At 43.4% G+C, this 14,957-nt stretch carries 15 protein-coding genes; 8 read left to right on the top strand and 7 right to left on the bottom strand.

The window, feature by feature from the left end; all coding sequences use genetic code 11:
- Positions 1 to 241: 241 nt before the first annotated feature.
- Positions 242 to 961 carry a hypothetical protein gene (locus BLT41_RS04090; protein WP_139167324.1) on the top strand — a complete coding sequence of 240 codons (720 nt, stop codon included), beginning with the start codon at positions 242 to 244 and terminating at the stop codon, positions 959 to 961.
- Positions 962 to 1,004: 43 nt separating this feature from the next.
- On the opposite strand, the gene BLT41_RS04095 is transcribed toward BLT41_RS04090, so the two are convergent.
- The 3 genes from BLT41_RS04095 to BLT41_RS04105 all read right to left on the bottom strand — a co-directional run bounded on the left by BLT41_RS04095 (position 1,005) and on the right by BLT41_RS04105 (position 4,414).
- Positions 1,005 to 2,012, bottom strand: a complete 1,008-nt coding sequence (locus BLT41_RS04095; protein WP_092158500.1) for a sensor domain-containing diguanylate cyclase — start codon at positions 2,010 to 2,012, stop codon at positions 1,005 to 1,007.
- 151 nt (positions 2,013 to 2,163) lie between these two features.
- Positions 2,164 to 3,585: an NADPH-dependent glutamate synthase gene (gltA, locus tag BLT41_RS04100; RefSeq protein ID WP_092158502.1), complete on the bottom strand. Its 1,422-nt coding sequence runs from the start codon at positions 3,583 to 3,585 to the stop codon at positions 2,164 to 2,166.
- A complete protein-coding gene (locus BLT41_RS04105) occupies positions 3,575 to 4,414 on the bottom strand; it encodes a sulfide/dihydroorotate dehydrogenase-like FAD/NAD-binding protein (RefSeq protein ID WP_092158504.1) in 840 nt (279 codons plus the stop codon). Before BLT41_RS04105 ends, gltA begins: the two co-directional genes overlap by 11 nt.
- A gap of 278 nt (positions 4,415 to 4,692) precedes the next feature.
- Between BLT41_RS04105 and BLT41_RS04110 the strand changes: the two genes are divergently transcribed.
- The 6 genes from BLT41_RS04110 (at position 4,693) to BLT41_RS04135 (ending at position 11,235) form a co-directional block, all read left to right on the top strand.
- The gene (locus BLT41_RS04110) at positions 4,693 to 5,112 is read left to right on the top strand and encodes a hypothetical protein (RefSeq protein WP_092158506.1); all 420 of its coding nucleotides are present in this window, start codon (positions 4,693 to 4,695) and stop codon (positions 5,110 to 5,112) included.
- A gap of 418 nt (positions 5,113 to 5,530) precedes the next feature.
- Positions 5,531 to 7,336 (top strand): translation elongation factor 4, encoded by a 1,806-nt coding sequence (gene lepA / locus BLT41_RS04115; RefSeq protein WP_092158826.1) that lies wholly within the window; start codon positions 5,531 to 5,533, stop codon positions 7,334 to 7,336.
- 63 nt (positions 7,337 to 7,399) lie between these two features.
- Positions 7,400 to 8,002: a signal peptidase I gene (gene lepB / locus BLT41_RS04120; protein WP_092158508.1), complete on the top strand. Its 603-nt coding sequence runs from the start codon at positions 7,400 to 7,402 to the stop codon at positions 8,000 to 8,002.
- Positions 8,003 to 8,204: 202 nt separating this feature from the next.
- Complete coding sequence (locus BLT41_RS04125) at positions 8,205 to 8,699, top strand: bacteriohemerythrin (protein ID WP_139167325.1); 495 nt, start codon at positions 8,205 to 8,207, stop codon at positions 8,697 to 8,699.
- 117 nt (positions 8,700 to 8,816) lie between these two features.
- Positions 8,817 to 10,343, top strand: a complete 1,527-nt coding sequence (locus BLT41_RS04130; RefSeq protein ID WP_092158512.1) for a YifB family Mg chelatase-like AAA ATPase — start codon at positions 8,817 to 8,819, stop codon at positions 10,341 to 10,343.
- Positions 10,344 to 10,356: 13 nt separating this feature from the next.
- Positions 10,357 to 11,235 (top strand): 4Fe-4S binding protein, encoded by an 879-nt coding sequence (locus BLT41_RS04135; protein WP_092158514.1) that lies wholly within the window; start codon positions 10,357 to 10,359, stop codon positions 11,233 to 11,235.
- Here the strand turns inward: BLT41_RS04135 and BLT41_RS04140 are convergent.
- Positions 11,228 to 11,713: a methyltransferase family protein gene (locus BLT41_RS04140; RefSeq protein WP_092158516.1), complete on the bottom strand. Its 486-nt coding sequence runs from the start codon at positions 11,711 to 11,713 to the stop codon at positions 11,228 to 11,230. The genes BLT41_RS04135 and BLT41_RS04140 overlap by 8 nt on opposite strands.
- A 221-nt stretch (positions 11,714 to 11,934) precedes the next feature.
- Here BLT41_RS04140 and murI point away from each other — a divergent pair, with 221 nt between their 5' ends.
- Positions 11,935 to 12,765, top strand: coding sequence for a glutamate racemase (gene murI / locus BLT41_RS04145; RefSeq protein ID WP_092158518.1), 831 nt, complete (start codon positions 11,935 to 11,937; stop codon positions 12,763 to 12,765).
- 2 nt (positions 12,766 to 12,767) lie between these two features.
- Here murI and BLT41_RS04150 read toward each other — a convergent pair whose 3' ends face one another.
- The 3 genes from BLT41_RS04150 to BLT41_RS04160 all read right to left on the bottom strand — a co-directional run bounded on the left by BLT41_RS04150 (position 12,768) and on the right by BLT41_RS04160 (position 14,957).
- Complete coding sequence (locus tag BLT41_RS04150; RefSeq protein WP_092158520.1) at positions 12,768 to 13,385, bottom strand: TetR/AcrR family transcriptional regulator; 618 nt, start codon at positions 13,383 to 13,385, stop codon at positions 12,768 to 12,770.
- A gap of 141 nt (positions 13,386 to 13,526) precedes the next feature.
- Positions 13,527 to 13,805: a DUF4911 domain-containing protein gene (locus BLT41_RS04155; RefSeq protein ID WP_244512189.1), complete on the bottom strand. Its 279-nt coding sequence runs from the start codon at positions 13,803 to 13,805 to the stop codon at positions 13,527 to 13,529.
- A gap of 75 nt (positions 13,806 to 13,880) precedes the next feature.
- Entirely contained in the window at positions 13,881 to 14,957 is a 1,077-nt protein-coding gene (locus BLT41_RS04160; RefSeq protein WP_092158522.1) for a M24 family metallopeptidase, read from the bottom strand.

Genomic DNA, 14,957 nt, shown 5'->3' on the forward strand with positions numbered 1-14,957 from the left:
GAATGTCTTTGGCTGATTAACTGATCTTAAGGCGTATAAATACGGTTGTTTTCTTAAGTGATCGCTTACCCCTTTTGAAGGTCTTGAGCATAATATATGTTTAGATCCAATTTATATAAATATTAACATTCACGTATGTTTAAAAATGATTTTTATGAATAAAATAGTTTTGTTGTCTATTGTTTTTGTTTTAATATTTTGTTTGCCGGTAGATTGCAGCGCGGATAAAATATCTTTACGGATGCCTTCTTATTCGGAGGGTTTTCATGAATATTATTACGAATTGATTGAAACAGCGTTGACTAACGCAGGGCATGAAGTTGTTATAGAAGGGGTTGTTGATCTTCCTCATCTACGTGAGCTAAGAATGCTTAGCCGTGGCTGTCTAGATATTTTATGGCTTGTCAGAACTCCTGAGAGGGATAAGACGTATATTCCTATTCCAGTTCCGCTTACGAACGGACTGTTTGGAAAAAGAGTGCTATTAGTTCCTGCTGAAGATTTGAATGCTTACAAGGACGTTAAAACGTTGCAAGATTTTTGTAATTTAAACAAAGTCGGGGGACTCGGTTCTAACTGCTTCGATGCAGGTGTTTGGAAGGAAAATAAATTGCCGTGTCAAGAAGTCGCGAACTGGAGATGTCTTTATAATATGATAGCGAAGAGATCGCGCGGTCTGGATTATTTTTCCCGTGGGTTTAATGAAGTCATCGATGACGTTAAGGCCCATGACGCGCTGGTGATCGAGCCTCATTTACTTCTTGAATATAATCGAGATGTTGTTTTTTATTTAAGTCCCCAAAAAGCCCATTTGAAACCAATTATTGAAGAAGCTCTTCTATGTGCAAAGAGTTCGGGACTTCTTGATAAATTGATTCGTAAATATTGGGCTGATAATTTTGAAATATTAAAACCCGAAGGGCGAACAGTGATCAAGCTTAAAAATATCGAAAAGCTTTAAAAGAGATCCCCTACTTCGTCACTCAAGCTGTAACGCGTGATTCTTACCCCTCAAAAATAACTCGGTTTCGTCCGGATTTCTTAGCCGCATACAACCGTTTATCCGCAATCCGCATCATAGTGTCACCGGAAATCAAATCACACTCGTCCAAGTTGGCTACTCCGGCGCTCAAGGTAATTTTAAATTCACCGCCGGAAGTTAGTAGTTTAGCCTCCTCGCATCCTGCCCGCATGCGTTCCGCCACTACCATGGCATCTTCTTTTTTGGAGCCGGGCATAAGTACTGCAAATTCTTCACCGCCGTATCTGCATACGATATCTGCGCCTCGTCTGGAATTCTGGAGCAGAACATTGGCAACTTGTTTCAAAGCTTCATCACCTGCGGCATGTCCGTAAGAATCATTGATAAGTTTGAAATGATCAATATCCACCATTATTACGGAAAGATCTCCGCCTCTGCGTTTAACTCTTTGGGTTTCCTCTTCGAGTCTTATGAAGAGGTAACGGCGCATGTATAAACCTGTGAGGCTGTCTTTTATTGTCTGCCTGAAAAGTTCAGAGTTCTCGTATGCTATGGCGGCAACTGTTGAAATTATGCCGAGCTGAAACAGTTCTGATATTGACCATGGTTTGTCATTTTCGCGATGCAGCGTGACAAAACCTTTAACAAGGTCACGTGACCCGACTAGTGGAAGACATAGACATGTTCCGTTACATGCTTCGCAGTCGTCACCGGGCAGTGGGTAAAATGAGTCTTTGCATTTTGGTCTGGCGACTGGGGAGCGGCTTTGTGCGGCTTCTTCCATTGCTTTGGTCATGGGTACTTTTTCGTTAGGAAAAGTTCTTTCATGATTAAGAGAAGCTGCCGCTACTATCAGGTTACCTTCACTATTATATGTCATTATGGCGGCGTCTTTGCACGAACCCATATCACAGAATGTTTCCAGAATGCGGTCCAGAAGAGTGTCTTTGTCTAGTTCCATTGCCAAAAGCCGGGTGGCAAAATTTATGGTCAGCAAGGTTGCATCAAAGTCGAATTTATCTATAGTCATAAGAGTTCTTTATATTTTAACAGGTGCAGGTTTGTTGAATCTGATAAAGAATTAAAGGAAGTTTTAACTTCCGGCAATGTTATTAATATAGTCACAAAAAAAGTCCCCGCCAGTGATCTGACGGGGACTTTCGAATTACTTTTTAATTCAACTAGAACTCAACTTTTAATCGTTCGGCAATTGTTTTAGCCGCTTTTCTACCTGCGCCCATGGCGGAGATTACAGTTGCTGAACCTCCGACGATGTCGCCGCCGGCAAAAACGTTGGGAATAGAAGTTTCACCTGTTTCAGGATTAGCTTCAATGTAGCCCCATTTGCTGAGATTGAGGCCCGGAGTTGCTTCGAGAAGCACTGGGTTGGCTCCGGTTCCGACTGCAAGGATAACCATGTCGACTTCGAGATCTCTGGTCTTGCCTTCAACCGCTACAGGTCTGCGGCGACCGGAATCGTCAGGCTCACCGAGTTCCATTACCTGTAAGGTCATGGACTTCACGTGTGAATTTTCATCACCGTTTATGGCTATAGGAGATGTGAGCAGCTCAAGCTGAACACCTTCTTCAATTGCGTGATGAAGTTCTTCGAGTCTGGCAGGCATTTCATCCTGAGTACGACGATAGGTAATGTATACATTTTCCGCGCCTAACCTGAGGGCTGTGCGGGCTGCGTCCATAGCAACGTTTCCGCCGCCGACGACTGCAACATTGCGCGGTCTTGGAGCAGGTGTGTCGTAGTTCGGGAAGTCGTATGCGCGGCCTAAGTTGATGCGGGTCAGGTACTCGTTAGAAGAGTAAACGCCGACGAGGTTTTCACCGGGAATGTTGAGGAACCAGGGGAGGCCCGCTCCGACACCGATGAAGACAGCATCGAAGCCGTCATCAATAAGGTCTTGAATAGTAATGGTTTTGCCGCCGACCCAGTTGGGAAGGAAGGTTACGCCCTTGGCCCAGAGTGCTCCGACTTCGCGGGCAACAACAGCTTTCGGGAGCCTGAATTCGGGAATTCCATAAACAAGAACTCCACCGATTTCGTGCAAAGCTTCATATACTGTTACAGGTACACCGCGAGCAGCGAGGTAACCGGCAACGGTAAGACTGGAAGGCCCTGAACCGATACATGCAACTTTAACATGTTCATTCGGCAGACTACATGCGGTGTCACCGGTGATCATTTCACATGCGGAGTCACTGTCGAAAGTGTCGGCAACAAATCTTTCGAGGCGGCCGATTGCGACAGGTTCATGTTTTTTGCCGAGAATACAGGAACCTTCGCACTGAGTTTCCTGAGGACAGACTCGTCCGCAGACTGCCGGCAGGGCATTGGTCTGCTTGAGTACTTTATATGCGGAAGGAATATCCCCCGCGGCCAGATGCCCAATGAAGCTTTTGATGTCGATTTCAACAGGACAGCCTTTCTGGCAAAGAGGTACTTTACACTGGATGCAGCGGCTTGCTTCTTCGATAGCCTGTTCGCGGGTGTAACCCAGCGCGACTTCTTTGAAGTTTTTGTTACGCACATTCGCGGGCTGTTCCGGCATTGGGGTACGGATCGGATTGAACTTTTTTTTATTTACCATGCTCGCTCCTGAACAAATCCATTGATTCGTTTTCCTGGTTTTTATACTGGGCAAGCCGCATTCTAAGTTCGTTAAAATCTACTTTGTGTCCGTCGAATTCCGGGCCGTCTACACATGCAAAGCGGGTTTCTCCCCCTACGTTGCAGCGGCAGGCTCCACACATACCTACGCCGTCAACCATAATAGAGTTAAGACTTACTACTGTCCTGACTCCGAAAGGTTTTGTGACTTTAGCGACGGCTTCCATCATAGGCACAGGCCCGATGGCGACGACTTCGGTTACGTTTTTGTCTTTTTCCAGACGATCACGGAGAACCTCGGTGACGAATCCTTTATGTCCGGTGCTTCCATCGTCTGTTGCGATCAGAAGTTCAGGACAGAATCCACCCAGTTCATCACAGAACAGGAGCAGGTCTTTGCTGCGTGCTCCGACGATGGCGACAACGTGGTTGCCGGCTCTGTGATGTCCTTTTGCAATATGGTGCATTGCGGCAATTCCGGTTCCGCCGCCGACACAGATGACCGTGCCGCACTTTTCAATGTGAGTGGGCTTTCCGAGAGGTCCGCAGACATCAAGGATGGTGTCGCCTTCTTTTAATGTTTCAAGAAGAGCCGAACTTTTACCTACGACAAGGTAAACAATGGTGATAGTTCCGGCTTCCGGGTCCGTATCGGCGATAGTAAGAGGAACGCGTTCCCCTTTGTCATGGATACGAAGAATGACGAAATTTCCCGGTTTTGCCTTTTTGGCAATTTGAGGTGCATCAATAACCAGCAGACTTGTTTGTCCGGGGATCAATGCCTTTTTCTGAAGAATTTTGTTGCTCATAGTCTCCTACACCGCTTAAGTTTAGGGGAAGATAAATCTTTGGTCCCCGGAAAGCAAGGAACTAAGTCGTTTGCTGCACTTGCCAAACCTGATTCAACGTATTATATTTAAATCAGTTACTAGGAAATAACTTTTCAGCTGCTTCCACGGATGGAAGCCGAAAATCCCACGTATCCTTCATGGATGATTGCGGCAATGCCGCAGGAACGCCGGGTTGCCTCTGTAGGCAGTCGGGCTTTTTTTGTGTGCGTGGATCGGTTTCTTTAGTGGAGAATGGTATGCGAATAGCAGCGCAAGGTATAAATTTATATACAGAAAATGCCCAGCGAGCGGCCGTGCGGCCAGACGTTGAAGTCGAAAGCGTACAGGCGCGTGTTAAAACGCGTAGTTTCGGATTTAATTTAGGTAAGCTGGGCGTAAATTTCACTGCAAAGGACCTCGAATTTGAACCCAGTGAAGCAGAAGTTGCCGCACAGGAGTTTCGTTCAAAATCATATCCCCGAACTCAGAGTGAGGAGCGTGACGTTCAAGATGTTGCTAATTATCTTGCGCAAACTCAATGTGCTCTTTCCGGGGAATCCGCCACATATTGTCCAGAAAACTCAGGTTACAGGTTGAGTAGAGCTATATCGGCCTATTCTCAGCAGTCAGGAGTGCTTAATCACTCACTTCCTGGGAGAGCATTAGGTAAAGTCTAATCCCTGAATATCATAAATTGTGCCTGCTGAAGCTATATTTTGGTGCAAGAATGTGAAAATTAATGTTTCTTCAATAATTGAAAAAATGTTAGCAGGCTATATCTGAAAAATAGTGAGGTCAGTGCATTTTTTTAGAGGTCTTGATCTCATCAATAATATAATTTGATGGGTCAATCAACCTTTTTTTGTAAGAAATTCCCTACAAAATTTATCCAGTTAAATCCGCTTTCTTTTGAATTTGGGCAAAGTTGATTTTATTATGGACTTCTTTTGTTTGATTGGAGGGGGCATTCCGTATTAGACAGTATGAGACAAATGCCGTAATAAGATCTCGCTTTAGGCCATATCTTGTGGCGAAAAATAACGTAAAATTAAAGGAGCCGACATTTCAGTAGAATGAATGTCGACCGTTTTTAGTATGGTAAAAATATCAAATATAAGAAATTTCAGTATCATAGCTCATATCGATCATGGTAAATCGACATTGGCCGACCGTATCCTTGAGATAACAGGTCTTGTCGGGGATCGTGAGAAGAAAGCACAATATCTGGATAAGATGGACCTTGAGCGTGAGCGTGGAATAACCATTAAAGCTCAGAGTGTCCGTATTCCTTATAAAGCTGCGGACGGTGAGGATTATATTCTTAACCTGATTGATACTCCGGGGCATGTTGATTTCAGTTACGAAGTTTCGCGTAGTCTTGCGGCTTCAGATGGCGCCCTGCTGGTTGTTGACGCAACTCAGGGAGTTGAAGCACAGACTCTTGCCAATGTCTTTTTGGCTCTTGATAATGATCTTGAGATTATTCCTATACTGAATAAAATTGATCTCGCCAGTGCCGATGTTGATAGAGTTGCGAGGGAAATTGAAGAGATTATCGGACTGGATTGTTCTGATCCTCTTATGATAAGCGCCAAAACAGGGCTTAACGTTGATCAGGTGCTTGAAGCTGTTGTAACTCAACTTCCCGCGCCGACCGGAGATCCCGACAAACCTCTCAAGGCCCTAATTTTTGACTCGTGGTATGATTCGTATCAGGGAGTTGTTGTTCTTTTCCGTATTTTGGATGGAACAATTAAAAAGGGAGATAAGATTCAAATCTTTTCTTCCAAGCTGGTTTTTGATGTCACAACGTTAGGCGTTTATTCTCCAGAGGCAATGAATGTAAAAAGTCTCAGTGCCGGGGAAGTCGGATTTTTATGCGCCAGCATGAAGGAGCTTAATGATGCTCCTGTAGGTGACACCATCACGCTTGCTTCGGACCCTGTTGAAGAGCCTTTCCCCGGGTTTCAGGAAGTTAAGGCGATGGTTTTTTGCGGTTTGTATCCGGTTGAACCGTCCGAATACGAGCCTCTCAAAGGCGCATTGGAAAAGTTACAACTTAATGACACTGCTTTTTCATATGAACCGGAGTCGTCAACAGCTTTGGGATTTGGTTTCCGTTGCGGTTTTCTCGGGCTTTTGCATATGGAAATTATTCAGGAACGTCTGGAACGTGAATTTCAGGCTAAACTGATTGCTACAGCGCCTTCGGTTATTTATCAGGCGAAGCTTATAAACGGTAAAGTTCTTGAAATTGATAATCCGAGTAAAATGCCGGAAGCAACTGAACTGGAATCTCTTTCCGAGCCTTATTGCCGTTTGGAAATTCATGTTCCAAATGAATATGTCGGGTCAGTGCTCAAACTTTGTGAAGAGAAACGCGGACTTCAGCAGGATATGCGCTATCTTTCTTCTTCAAGAGTTATTATCACTTACGAAGTTCCTTTTGCAGAGATTATGTATGATTTCTTTGACAAATTGAAGTCTCATACAAAAGGTTATGCTTCGCTTGATTATGAAATTATTGATTATCGTGTCTCGAATCTTGTGAAACTTGATATTTTGATTAACACTGAACCTGTTGACGCTTTTTCAGTAATTGTTCATAAAGATTCAGCATATGCGCATGGTAGAAGCCTTGCTTTGAAGCTCAAAAGAGCAATTCCGCGTCAGATGTTTGAAGTTGTAATTCAGGCTGCAATTGCTAGAAAAATTATTGCGAAAGAACGAGTGGCCCCGTTCAGGAAAAACGTTATTGCCAAGTGTTACGGCGGAGATATTTCCCGTAAACGTAAACTTCTGGAAAAACAGAAGGAAGGTAAGAAGCGTATGAAGAAGATGGGTAATATCGAAATTCCGCAGGAAGCTTTCCTTGTAGTACTTAAGGCCGGAGACGATTAGTCCCGATCGAAAAAATGATTATTTCCGAAGGTTTTACTTTGGAATTTTATAAGGATGAACAGTATGAATCCCAGATGGCAGAGCACCCTTAAAGAGTATATTGAAGCCCTTTTTATAGCCCTTTTGTTAGCCCTTTTTATAAGGACTTTTATAGTTCAGGCTTTTAAAATACCTTCCGGTTCCATGTTGCAGACCCTTCAGATCGGAGATCATCTTCTGGTCAATAAATTTACTTATGGAGTGAAGATACCGTTTACTTCAAAGGTTGTGATCGAGATGGGAGATCCTGAATATAAAGATATTATCGTGTTTAAATATCCGGGCGATACCAGCAAAGATTATATCAAAAGAGTAATCGGTGTTCCGGGTGATACTGTGGAGATCAAGAACAAGAAAGTTTTTGTGAATGGAAATCCGCTGGTTGAGCCGTATACTCAGTTTATTGATAATGCACATGTGTCCACGCTGCGCGATAATATGCCGCCTCGTCAGATTCCTGCGGGTGAATATTTCGTAATGGGTGATAATCGAGATGGCTCCAATGATTCCAGATTCTGGGGAAATGTTCCGCGTGATAATATTCTGGGTAAGGCCTGGATTATTTATTGGTCATGGGGTGGACCGGATTCTGTACGCTGGAATCGTTTAGGAAGCCTGCTTCATTAGGATTGATAAATTAGAATCTTGTAGAACCTATATTTAGGTTCAAAGAATTATTTTATACGAATTTAAGAAAGCCCGCCAATTTGGCGGGCTTTCTTTTTTTAAGCACCTCGCGCTTGTCAGCTATCAGTAAAATTGGCATATTATAAGCCTAGATAAAAGAGAATGTTGCGTATGAGAATCTTTCTACTGAGGAGAATGCGAAGTGGCTAAAATAGAGTGGAGTGAGTCCTTAAGTATGGGCGTTGCGGAATTAGACGGACATCATAAAGAAATTCTACGTATAATGAGCATGCTTCTTGATGCCTTGAATAGGGGGCAGGATGAAGACGCAATTACTCTGCTGCTTTCTAAGTTGCGTGAATACACTCTCTTCCATTTTGCAGCTGAGGAAGCTTTTATGGAAGAAATCGAGTTTCCTCAACGCCGTAAGCATATAGCTAGACACGCTGAATTAAAGCGTAAAGTTAAAGCCTTTCAGTATGCACGTTTTCATCATGAAGATTTAACTTCTGAAGATTATAAAAAATTTCTTTCGGCGTGGTTGCTTGAGCATATTCTTGATTATGATTTTAAGATTATTAAATATTTGCGTGAGCGAAAGATTGCTCCCGAAAATATTAAAGATAAGGGTAAGGCTGACCTGACGAAGGGTAAACTTGCGGCGGCTGAAGAAAGTAAAAAACAAGAGGAGGAGTAATTAAGAGGAGAAAATTTTTGATGTATTGCTCTTTTCTTCATTCTTTTCGGGTAATTCTTTACATTATAACAGAGAGTATATAACTCACGGGGGACTTATAATTCAAGGAGTTCTCCGTTGATAGCAAAAGTTGCCTGCGCCGCCCTGATGGGTATTGATGCCTTTAAAGTTGATCTTGAAGTTGACCTTGCCAGACAGGGGATGCCTGCTTTTACTATGGTAGGCCTTGCCGAAGGCGCTGTTAAAGAAAGTAAAGAGAGAGTCTTCTCGGCCCTTAAAAATAGCGGATACCGTCTTCCTCCCTCACGAATCACTGTAAATCTAGCTCCGGCGGATATCCGTAAAGCCGGTTCGGCGTATGATCTGCCTTTGGCTGTGGCCTTGCTTGGTGCAGCGGGGATTATTGATCAAGAGTTGCTTGAAGGCTGGTTTCTGGCTGGTGAGCTCTCGCTGGGTGGCGAGGTAAAGCCTGTGCACGGGGTGTTGTCTTTAGCACTCGAAGCCCGCAAAAAAGGGGCAAAAGGGCTTATTGTAGGAAGCGCGAATGCTCATGAAGCCGCAGTAGTTGAAGGATTGGATGTCTACGGAATTTCTTCTCTTTCGCATTTGGTTAAATTTTTGTTGAGTGAAGAAGTACTGGAACCCACTGTTGTTGATACTGCAACGCTTTGGGCCGGGCGGCAGGATTTCGGGTTGGATTTTGCCGAGGTTAAAGGGCAGGAGCATGCTAAACGGGCAATTGAAATAGGCGCTGCCGGAAATCATAATATACTTTTCATAGGACCTCCCGGAAGCGGCAAAACAATGCTTGCCCAGAGGATTCCTACAGTTCTTCCTCCTCTTGTTTTTGAAGAAGCTCTCGAAGTTACCAAAATTTACAGCGTGTCCGGTCAGCTTGATCGAGAGAAAGCTTTGATGGTTATTCGTCCTTTCCGTTCGCCCCATCATACAATTTCAGACGCGGGCATGATCGGTGGCGGGGCATACCCTAAACCGGGTGAAGTATCGCTTGCTCATCGCGGGGTGCTTTTTCTGGATGAACTTCCAGAGTTTAAAAAGAATGTGCTTGAAGTGCTTCGTCAGCCACTTGAGGGCGGAGAGGTAACCATTTCTCGCGCGGCTATGTCTTTATCATATCCGGCTGATTTTATGCTCGTTGCGGCTATGAACCCTTGTCCGTGCGGATATGCCACAGATGAAAGGCATGCCTGCACTTGTACTCCTGTCGCTGTGCAACGTTACGCATCACGTCTTTCAGGTCCGCTTCTGGATCGTATTGACTTGCAGATAGAGGTTCCGGCTGTTGATTATAAAGATCTGCGCGGAAACAAAGGGGTTGATTCAGCTACAATGCGCGGCAATATTGAAAGAGTCAGAGCTATTCAGTCAGAAAGGTATAAGGATCTCAATATTTTGACGAATAGTGAGCTTTCCGGTTCCTCTCTTGAAAAATTTTGCAAACTGACAGAAGCAGAGCATACCTTTCTTGAACAGGCTGTGCGCAGTCTGGGACTTTCAGCCAGAGCCTATACTCGTATACTTCGAATAGCCCGCACTATAGCCGACCTTGCTGAGGATGAATTGATTCAAGTTCCGCACCTTGCGGAGGCAATCAATTACCGGAGCATGGACAGGTGTAAATAGGCAGAGCTCTTTGATGAATAAAATTATTTCAGATTTTCTTCCGGCACTTATAGGCGTCTTGGTTGGGGGCATACTCTACTTCTCAGTCGGTTGGTGGGGTTTTTTGCTGATTTTCCCGTATATCGGTGGCTGTGTAACTTTGGGAATATTAGTTGGAAATCGTTTTAAGGGCGCTAAAAAAGATATTGGAAGACGAATCGCTATACTTGCAATCTCCCCGATATTTCTTGTTTTTTTAGGCTTATTGCAACGGGAAAACCTACAAATTGAGGAAACTGTTTTTTACGGAGCCTTTTTCTTGAGTTCAGGAATATTTACGCGGGTACTCATTCATTACGCTGTTGCTAAAATCGGTGGGCCATTTATATGGGGGCGTGGTTTTTGTGGCTGGGCTTGCTGGACAGCTGCTTTATTAGAGTGGCTGCCGATAAATGATAATAAGACTATCCCTCCAAAATATACATGGCTTAGATATCCAGTATTGGTTGTTTCTATCCTTATCCCTTTGCTTTTCCTTTGGTCAGGATATGATTATGTCGGGCGACAAATTGATCCTGCGCGTGGGAAAGAAGGTCAGTTGATATGGTTTATGGTCGGTAATGGCATTTATTATCTGACTGCTGTAATACTTGCGTTTTCATTTAGAAAAAAAAGAGCTTTCTGTAAAATTTTATGCCCTGTTTCATTGGTAATGAAGCCATCTTGTTCCTACGCACGTATCAAAAAAAAGCCTACAGAGAATGAATGCATAAAATGTAAAAAATGCAATGAATTATGCCCGATGGATGTTGATGTTATGGGAGCGATCAGTAATGGTCTCTCTGTAAATTCAACGGAATGCATTTTATGCGGACAGTGTTCAAATGTATGTCCCGTCGGCGCTATTAAATAGGATTATTCTTAAAGCTTGGAATGATAGCTGGAACAGCTTTTTTATACGTGAGAAATTCTTCTCCGAACGTTTCTTCAAGCATAGCTTCTTCTTGCGGAATCAATTTTATGAATAGGTAAAAGGCTATGGCGGACATGCCAAAAAGCAGCCATGCCTGCGAAGCTATGGCGCTTCCGGGAAAAATAAAGGCTATCCATGCAAAATAAAGTGGATTTCTAACTATTGCAAAAGTTCCTGTCGTTTCCAGCCTTCCCAAAGATACAGCTCGTTTCATGGCTGGTCCTGAGATAAAAATAAAAGCTATTCCAAATCCCAGAAAAATACCGCCTATAATATGAAAAGCTGTGCCGGATATAAAATTCATTAAAAAAAGTTCTGGGTAAAAGAGGGTCAGTAAAGTAGCAGCGATGCCGTAGGCTATGGTTGGTCTGATTATTTTAGGCCCTACTCCGAAAAAATTTACCTTTTGCTTTTCCATAAAAGATCTCCGTTTGAAGTGTGTAACCATCCTTAAATATTATTTATACCCATCTATAGTCTCAATTTTTCATAAATGCGTAAAGTGGTTTGTTAATATTAGAATAATCTTCATGGCGTTAAGAAATTCTTTACTACCATGCCCGTAGGGACTAATTAGTGCCGTGTTGTTTTGATCATTTAATAGATACGTTTTTAAATCTTGGTTCAGGAGATTCGAAGTTGTCAGTTGATAAGTGTAATTTACCTATAGGCGTTTTTGATTCAGGAGTCGGCGGGCTGACCGTTCTGCGGGCTTTGCAGGACTTGTTGCCTCACGAAAATTTTCTGTATCTCGGTGATACCGCAAGGGTTCCTTACGGTGCTAAAAGTGCAGATTCTGTGATCAAATATGCTCTGCAAGCCGGGGATGCGCTGGTTGCGGAAGGGATAAAGATGCTGGTGATCGCCTGTAACACGGCTTCTGCTGTTTCTTTGAAAAGCCTTGCGGATAAGTATAGTCCATTGCCTGTAATCGGAGTCATAAAACCCGGAGCTGAGGCGGCTTGTCAGGCAAGTGTGAATGGTAAAATTGCGGTAATAGCGACTGAAAATACTGTTAACGGCGGTGCCTATCAAAGAACTATTTGCAGCATGCATCCAAACGCTGAAATAATAGCACAACCGTGTCCTTTGTTTGTAGGGCTTGCGGAAGAGGGATGGACTGAAGGTGAACTGGTTGAGGCCATTGCAGCCCGCTATTTAGAACCGTTGTTTGCAAAATTTGGAGATGAGGGGCCGGATACTTTAGTCCTTGGATGTACTCATTTTCCAGTGCTTCGCGGTGCTATCGCAAATGTTGCCGGAAAGAATATTAAGCTTGTGGATTCTGCGGAAACAACGGCTAAAACAGTTAAGAATATTCTTGCTGAATCAAAGCTTAGCAATTGTTCCACCCAGCGTGGTCATGTTTCGTTTCTTGCCACTGATTCAGCGAAAAGGTTTGCCGCTGTCGGCGGTGCTTTCCTTGGTGTTGAGATAGATCCGGAAGACGTTAAGGTTATTGATTTATAGTCTTACTCGGATTGTTTCGCCGGATGAAATAAATATCCAGCACACATTTCAGTCAGTTCGTTGAATGTTTGTTCCTGATTTTCTTCCTGATTTTCTAAAAAACAGCGGTGCATAGTTTCTTCTATTGCGCCTGCAACCAGTTTTGCAGCTGTATGAGTATCTTTCACTTTGATTCTGTTGCCGCATTTTTCAAGTATCGTTTCAATTCCTTCTTGAAACGATAGAGTAATTCTTCTGTCGAGCTTAGCCATTTCCGGTTCACGGTTCTTTAAGGCCAGCATTTCTCTGTGTAGTTCTGTTGACAACGTATGTGCCTGCTTTGCTGAACTTACGATGTATTTGATGATACTATGCCCGTCTTTTGATACGGGAGCATCCTCTGCAATGTTTCCGTATATCCCTTTTATTATGCTGTTTCCGTATGCCTGCGAAACTTCAATCAGTAGATCTTTTTTGTTTTTAAAATATCCATAAAATGAACCTACCGATACATCGGCATTCTCGACAATTTCATTGATGCTTGTCTTATGAAAACCTTTGTCAGAGAATAGTTTCATCCCTGCTACGATGATTTTACGCTTCTTTTCTTTACTTCTACTTTGTACAGGAGCTCTTGGCATTGTCTGCTCTCTAGCTAAATGTGTTTTAGTTGTATAATATATGAATAATAGTTCATATTCATATTGTCAACAAACATGAAGATATATTCATATTTTAAATTAAAAGAGAATCAGCGGATTATTTGGAATTAGGGAAGGGGCTTATGAAGGGGTAGATGGATTGGGGAGGATTTTAATATCAATCTCCTCTTTTAGGTCATCCATAAATTCAAAGAATTCGCGTTCCTGATGGGCGCTGTAGCGAAGCATCAGTACTCCTTTGAATCTGTCGGCGACAGTGAAAAGAGCCAGATTCTCCATAGCTTCCAGAAAAAATCTAAAAATTGCAATGTCAGATGGAGCCATCTGAACATAGATACGACTTGAATACTTAGGGGGCGCCGGAAGAGGGCGCGGACGTGGTTTTCTTTTACGGGCCATAATTTTATTCAGAGTGGATTTAACCGGTTTGTGGTGATCAAAATAAGCAGGGTTCCGAAGAACCCTGCTCAAGAATTATAGAACTTTATGGCCGTCTTCAGTTATAAGGACCATATGTTCCCAACGGATGCCGCCCCAATCAGGGTAGTAAAGGCCGGGTTCGACTGTGACAATCATACCGGGCCTAAGCTCGCCTTTTGCAATCGGGCTGATGCTTGGTTGTTCATGGGTTTCAAGTCCCACACCATGTCCGAGAGAATGTGTAAAGTATTTTTCTACACCGTGTTTTTCAAAAACAGCTTTTGCGGTGTGGTAGGCGTGCTGAATCGGAAGTCCGGGGCGCAGAATGTCAATTGCTGCCATCTGAGCTTCTTGAACCTGCGCGCGCACAGTTAAAAAACGGTCAGAGGGTTTGTCTCCGATATAAAAAGTTCTGGTCTGGTCAGAACAATAATCGCCGAGTCTGCCACCCATATCAATGAGAATGAGTTCACCTTCGCGAAGTTTTGTATCACCCGGGCATGCATGCGGAAGCGCTGCATTCGGGCCGACTCCTACAATGGAAGGGAAGGACAGACCGGAAGCTCCGTTATTTCTGAAAAGCTGTTCAATTTCCCATGATATTTCAGCTTCTGTGCGTCCTTCCTGAAGTTTCGGTTCAATAAGTTCGTATACTTTATGGTTAAGAGCACACGATTCTTCCATCAAACGGATTTCTTCATCATCTTTAATCAGGCGCAGTTCTTCAACCAGCCCTGAAACAGGCTTAAGTTCACAAAGTTCGGTAAGTTTTTCGTGCTCGAAAATGTTTATCGATTTAGGATCGTAAGCGAGACTGGAAATAGAGTTTGATTTGAAAAACCCTTTAAGAGCGTCAAATTTACGCCCGGAATAAATGAAAACATCATCTTCATTCCATATTCTGCGTGCAGCATCCAAGTATCTGGGGTCAGTCAGAAGAAAATCTTTTCCGTCAGGGCAGATTATGAGCCATCCGGAAGTTTCGTTGCATTGCGAGTCGTGAAGTTCAAATCCACTGAGGTAATAACGGTTGGCAGCAAAATTTACCAATAAAGGAGGCAGTCCGCGATCATTAAGACGTTTACGGACATTTTCCCGCCTTTTTTCATAAGTGGCGGCAGATATGGTCAT

The organism is Maridesulfovibrio ferrireducens, from assembly GCF_900101105.1.
Classification (GTDB): Bacteria; Desulfobacterota; Desulfovibrionia; order Desulfovibrionales; family Desulfovibrionaceae; genus Maridesulfovibrio; species Maridesulfovibrio ferrireducens.